Origin of the sequence: Desulfotomaculum sp. (assembly GCA_003513005.1) — a bacterium.
Lineage (GTDB): Bacteria > Bacillota > Desulfotomaculia > Desulfotomaculales > Nap2-2B > 46-80.
The window spans coordinates 1-6,759 of sequence record DOTD01000067.1 but is presented as its reverse complement, the minus strand read 5'-3'; the positions used below and the strand labels follow the sequence as shown (position 1 = coordinate 6,759).

The window sequence follows — 6,759 nt, the reverse complement described above, 5'->3', positions numbered from 1 at the left end:
AGTTTATCCTGATAAACAACACTTCCTGTACATTTCAACCTGCGGAGTGTAGTAGTCAACCAGGCCGGCAAGACCTTCTTCGTTTTCTATAGTATCAGTTTTGTAGTCCACTATCACCCAACCGCCGTCCTCAAGGAAAACAAGGTCAATAACCCCGGAAATAACAGTGTCCCCTTTAAAATCTTGTTTTCCGTCTTCAACCTTCACCGAAAAAGGAACTTCCACAAACCGCTTTTTACTCTGCAGCATCCTTTGCCAAATAGTTGACTGCATAATTTTATTGATCAGGATTAAGACCTGCTCTTTTTCCTCCGGCGCCCTGCTCTCCTCTGTTAAAACATTTTCAATAAAAAGCTCCGGGTTGGCGGGCGCTTTCTTAGGCGCTTTCTTAACAGATGATTCCAGTACCCTGTGAATCACCCTGCCCCAGGACTGCCCGCGGCCGGTGGCTTTCCTCTCCGGCGTATCCCCGCTCCCTTTTACCAGAGAAGTAACCGAAGCGATAGTGTAGCCAGGAATATTAAGCGGACTCCCGGGACCAAGAAAACCACCCCTTGCCCCGGCCAGGTCCTGGTTGGTAATCGTATCACCGCCCACACTCGATGGAGCCGGGATAACCTTAACCTCCTCTAATGCGGGCACTCCTTCAAAATGTCCGTTAAAGGACTGCCAGGGGCTGATTTCCGGCTTATCCGGGTAAACGCTTATTACCAAAAGGTTTTTTGCCCTGGTAGCTGCTACATAAAGAAGGCGGGTTTCCTCGGCGTCAAGATACTTCTTCTCGATATCGGCAAGCTCATCCCAGTTTAAAGGCTGGCCAAGTATTTCCTCGGTGAATCCTTTTTTCTTTTTCACAACATAATAGCCGTACGGCAGGCCGCCGGTTCTTTTGATATGGACGGACGGTTCCCATGTAACATCTTTGCCGGGGTTGGCCAGAAAAACGACCGGCGCTTCCAGCCCCTTGGCCTTGTGCAGGTTCATCAGTCTGACGGCGTCATTTTCCCAGGGGGCGATATTAATCTCTTCCTCCACCCCTGTTTCTATGAGAAGCTCAAGTGAATCAACCAGCGAAGCAAATGAAGTAATACCTTCCCGTTCAGCGGCAGCCAGTAACTCAAGGCACTGCGCCAGGTACCCGGAGCGGCTGCGGCCAAGCTCCCCGGTCAGAGCGTAGGGTATAATACCCAGCTCCTGCATGATATTTTCTAGGGCAGCGCTGGCCGGGAGATCCTGCGTCCACTTCCGGAAGGCCTTTAATCTGCCGAAGGCCCACTCAAAAAACTCCCGGTCCTTTTGATCCATACTGTCCGGGACCCTGGCATAAAAGCTGAAATGACCGCCTGCCTGTTTGAAAAGCCACAGCTGGTTGTCGCTTAACCCAAAAAGGCCTCCCCGGAGGACAGCGACCAACCGGACAGAATCATCAGGATCTAAAATGGCTTTCAGGACCTTAAGCAGTTCGGCTATCTCCGCAGATTCCGAAAACCCGCCGCTCCCGGCTATCTGGAAAGGGATGCCCTGCTCCTCTAAAGCCCTGGCGTAAAGATCCATATTTGATTTGTAGCGCAGCAAAATTAAAAAATCAGCCGGCCCCGGCCTTTCAGTAAAACCGGCCTCGATCTCTTCAGCGGTCCTTTCCAGTGTAATCCCGCCGTCGACAGCCCATCTTATCCAGCGCGCTATACGGCCGGCGTCGAACAAAGCGATTTCTCTCTGAGAATTCCGGGAAACCTTGGGAATATTAATTGTCCTGATTCCTCCGATATTTCCCTCTTTGTTTTCCCTTACTGTATTAAGATCAGTAAAAGCAGCTTGAAACGAAGTGGCCTCAGCAGGCAGAAGGCCTTTAAACACAGGGTTAACCCAGTCCCCAATGGCCTTTACTGAGCGGAAATTGGACGTTAAATGCAACACACTGCCGCCGCTTAAGTCAATTAATTTTTTTACCTCGTTATAGGTGTCAATATCTGCGCGGCGGAAGCGATAAATTGACTGCTTGGGATCCCCTACCACAAAGAGCGCTCCCGGCCGGGGGACAAGTTTGCGCCAGTCCTGCTCGTGGATATCCTGGCCGGTGAGGTAAAACATAATTTCTGCCTGGATCGGGTCTGTATCCTGGAATTCATCAACCAGCAGGTGTGTATACCTCTCCTGAAAATAACTGCGCACCTCGGGGTTACCTTTCAGCAGGGCGGCAGCGGACATTAAAAGGTCCTGGAAATTCAGCCTGGAGCGCTCAGTACGCCGCTTGCTGTAAAACTCAACCGCCGGCAGGACAAAATCGACCAGGCGCTTGTGTCTGTGCTCGCGCCAGGCTTTAAGCGCCGGGGTAATATGCCCATCCCGGAACTGGTTAAAGGCATCCTGCGCTGCTATGGCATCATCCCTTGACAGCCAGCGGTTTTGGGTGACACGCCCCTTTTTATCGAGTATTGCCAGCAGCCGCAGTAAAGTAATGTCCTCATCCAGGCCAAAGATTCGCCGCCGCGCCAGTGCTCTGCGAAGAAGTGACTGCAGACTATCCCACCCTTTTAATGGGGCGTTGGCGGGCAGCAGCTTTTCAGCCCGGTTGAGCAATTTATTTAACGCCACCCGTACAGCCTTCAAGTCAGGTACCGGGGAATAATTCCTGTCTGCCTCCACCTCAGGGTAGTCAGACAAAACTCTGTAAAACTCTTTCAGATCCTGGGCACTGACGTCGATTTTCAATAAATCTTCCAGCGCCTGCGGGTTCTCCACCTGCACCCGGGTTAAATACTCTTCCCAGGCCCGCTCGCTTAACAGCTTATCTTCAAGCTCCTCTATTTCCACAAAGTCCGGTTCCAACCCCGCCTCAACCGGGCGCTCTCTCAATAAAGCCGCACAAAAGGAGTGGATAGTTCCCAAAAAGCAGCGGTCCAAATCATTCAGCGCATGGTTCAACCTCACCTTTTTATCCTGGCTGGTTTCACCGGCTAAAAACTTTTCAAGGGCCAGCTGGAACCTGCCCTTTAGCTCAGCGGCGGCCTTCCTGGTAAATGTCACAGCAGCAATTCTGTCAACGGCGCATTTATTTTCTTTAACCAGAGCCACCATCCGTTCAACAAGGCTGTGCGTTTTTCCGGACCCGGCGCCTGCCTCCACCAGCAGGCAGGTATCAAGATCCTCCACAATAGCCCGGCGTGAAACATCGTCTTGCAAAACTTGCTTATTCATAGTCCTTCAGCCTCCTCCAGGGTTCCAGGCAGGAGCTGTCGCCGGACTCAGCCAGCAGCTTTTTAACCCGGTCCACAGCATTTTCCCCACCGCACACACCGGTGTAATCACAGATGCCGCATTTCTCCCCGTGGTCAGCAGCGATAAATATGCCTCCAGCCAGGAGATCAAAAAGGTGGTTTAAAAGTTCCGGCAATTTATGGCGGCCGGTTTGTAGGCGGGCTATTTTCAAGCCCTCGCCCCGTTCCGTGGGGAAATAGTATCCGGCAATCTCCACCCGGGGAGATGACTTTGGCAAAAGCCCCTCTAAAATCTGCCCGGCTGCAACAGCGTACAGGGCGTGTTGGATCTGTCGCCCGCCGCAAAAGTACATGTGATCCGCATAGCCATAGGTGCTTCCGGTCTTGTAGTCCCATACCTGGTAAATCCCTTCAATCACCTCGTCCACCCTGTCAATCTTGCCTCTAAGCAAAAAGCTGGTACCGCCGCCCAGCTCAATTTTCACAGGATCCGCCAGACCTGCGCCGGATTCCGCCACTGCCTCACCGCCCAGGCCGAAGGGTACCTCAAACAGCACGGGAGCGCCTGCCGCATGAACTTCTTCGGCAGCCAAGAAAACTTCACAGCAGCGGTGGATATCTTTTACCTCCCGCTGAAAGACAAGATCGCCGGGTATTGGAATCCTCTTTTTATAATCGCCAATCAGTTCATCGGCCATCTCCATCATCATCGTCTTATGCCTGGTCAAACTGGGACTCTCATGATCAGCCGCCAGCTTTTTCATAAATCTGCAGAACAGCTCGTGCAGAAATGAGCCCCGCTCCAGCGCGTCCAGCCAGCAGTTCGGGTCATAGCTGACTTCGTCCGGAGGCAGGACACGCAAGATGTATTTTAGAAAATAAGCGAAGGGACAACCGGCCAGGTCCTCGATCCTGCTGCAGGACATAACCAGATCAAAATTTTGGCGGGGATCAAACTGGCTATCACCAGTAATCATCCCGTCATATTCAGTCGGACCGGGGCTTTGCCTGGCCTCCAGCGCACGGCTGCCTACCGCAATCCCCTGGCAGCAGTCCCTTACCGCCGCATTGCCGTTAATCATACCCGGTCCTGTCAGTGCCCGGGCAGCCCACCACTCTGTTTCATCCAAAGCCGGCATTCCTTCATGCGGGCAGTACCCTGCCGTCTTGCCCAGGGAGTTGATCAAGTCCGTGTAATCTAAAGAGGTATCCTTTTGTAAAAGGCGATACGACTGGAGCAGTATATTCGAAGGGAAGACAGACCTGTTTTGTATAACATCAAAAGAAGGAAAGCTCATAGTAACCCGCCCCCGCCTGGAGGCAAGGGCCAGCGCCATCATATATTGATTCTCAACCGGCTTGTCCGTGCCCAGGGTCAACCAGGCATCAATCCGCCTGCGTTCACTGTCCAGCAGAACAGGGTCCTGGCGTCCGCTGCCCGGGAAGATATCAGCGCCCAGCCCGGCAATGAAGGTGTTGGGACGGCAGGACCAGATTAAATTCTCATAATTAACAATGTGCAGGTGACCGGGCTTGGGACCAGACGCCCCAACCCGGAAAACGTCAAGGATGTTTTCCACCCGCTCCAAAGCTTCTTCGATTTCCAGGTTAAATGATATATACCGCCCGGTATCAGCCAGGTTGTTGATTAATCCTTGCAGCGCTGCGGCATCAAAATTACTTTGAGTATTAGTTATCTTTGACATAATGCATGAAAGACCGGCGGCGAGCTCCCTGAAACTGATTTTTCCCTCATCATCCGGAACCGGCAGGTTTGAGATGAACCCGCTGATCACATCGTATATCCCTTCAGCCAGAACGCTTAAGCGCAGATACCGCTCGCGCCTGCTGTCCGGATCATCTTCTTCTGATAATTCTTCCGCAGCTTTTTCTTTAAAAGTACCGGCCATCCGTTCCAGCAAGATATAACGGTCCCTCCCCCAGCCGACGCCGGAAACGCTTAACATCCGCGCAGTTGCAGCCGGCGCAAGGATTTCACTTCCCTCTTTATCAAGCTGCAGCGCCACATCACCGCTTAAAACAAGGGCTTTTAACGCACTGACGGAGTAGTCAGACCTGATCCATTCAACCAAACCCTTGAGAACTCTGCCGGGGCCGGTAAGCGTACCGGGAATTCCCTCCCCATAGGTCACATTTAATCCCAGGCGCCTGGCCAGTGAATAAAAAACAGGTATATACTCGCTGCTTGTGCAGGCGACCGCTGCACTGTCTAAAGATATCCCTTCCTTTGTAATCCGTCTGAATATTTCCCTGACCTCATTGATCAGCCCATAAGCATGAAAAATGCTCAAAGAACCGTCGCCAACCGGCTCCGGCGACTGGTCAACCTGATACAGCCAGGGCAGACGGTCCACTTCGGTATGTGAAACAGCAACGTCTTCCGGCACAGATGCCTGCGGCGCCATTCCCGGTCGGGATATCCCGTAAATCGGGTCTGTATTTAAAATTTCGAGCCTTCCTGCAGTAACCGAATCAATTAATCTACGTTCCAGCCGGCTGATCAGTATGAAAGAAGGCAGTATGTAAATGGTGTCCGTATCCATAGGAGTTTTTTCAGAGAGCAAATCCAGCGCAAATGTAAGCAAACCAGGCGCATCAATATATTTATGGTCCGTGAGATAATGCTCATATGCCTTTAACAGCGCAGCCATGTCCTGTCCTTTGTCTTTGCTGATAAAATTGTCTGCGTCAAGAGTATCGCTGGTAATCCCGCAGTATCTCAGTTCATATATTGAAGAAGCTATTACCCTGACCAGCCCGGGGGAATAGCTTTCCCTCGCGAAATACAGAAGGGCTTTTTGCTCTTCCAGGCTGTGATAGATCTCTTCAACTACAGCCGTTGTCAACAAGCCGGTCAAATAAGTAATACCTTTTTCAGCCAGATCATCACCTGCTGCCTGGTGTGCAAGGCCGGTTGTGGTTTCGGGGCGCAAGTTTACCCAGCCTGCGCCACTCCTGGCCAGTGCTTCACAAAGCTCATGCCCCTGGCTGTATCCCGGCACAATCAGTACCTTCTCCTGCAGCGGATACCTTTCACATACCTCTTTTAGCGAAGAAAGTAGATAATTAATGAAAATCACTCCAAATAAAAAAGTAAACCTAAAATTGTGTTTTCACATCAGAAATTCTACCAGCAATTGGCTTTTTAATCAGCTGTAAGAATAGGGATATTATTACATTTATCTCATATAACAAAAAACCTGACTATGTTTTATAGTAAAGCCAGGCTAGTGACAACGGTTTGTCAATTGGCATTAATATTTTCTAAAACTAACGGCATACACCAATAAGGGTTCTCCTTAAAAAACATATATAGATCTCTAAGGATCCGTAACAAAATAACTCATAACTTCTCTTGAGGGTGTATTGCGTAATTCCAATCACCATGGAACTCGGAGCGCTCCAAGCGCACAGTGTTAAGTTCGGCATCGGACACCCGCACGCCGGTCGGGTACTCGTTTTTATCGAGTTGGCGCCTCACCTTAAGGCCGGCGGCGGTGGGAGTGTTGGCGATGAGGCT

At 51.1% G+C, this 6,759-nt stretch carries 3 protein-coding genes; all 3 read right to left on the bottom strand.

Annotated elements, in window-relative coordinates; translation table 11 throughout:
• Window positions 1-3: 3 nt before the first annotated feature.
• The gene (locus DEH07_07955; GenBank protein ID HBY04452.1) at window positions 4-3,198 is read right to left on the bottom strand and encodes a hypothetical protein; all 3,195 of its coding nucleotides are present in this window, start codon (window positions 3,196-3,198) and stop codon (window positions 4-6) included.
• Window positions 3,191-6,241 carry a hypothetical protein gene (locus DEH07_07950; protein HBY04451.1) on the bottom strand — a complete coding sequence of 1,017 codons (3,051 nt, stop codon included), beginning with the start codon at window positions 6,239-6,241 and terminating at the stop codon, window positions 3,191-3,193. The genes DEH07_07955 and DEH07_07950 overlap by 8 nt, the downstream gene beginning before the upstream one ends.
• 341 nt (window positions 6,242-6,582) lie before the next feature.
• The coding region (locus tag DEH07_07945; GenBank protein ID HBY04450.1) for an ISAzo13 family transposase at window positions 6,583-6,759 on the bottom strand (177 nt) is incomplete at its 5' end.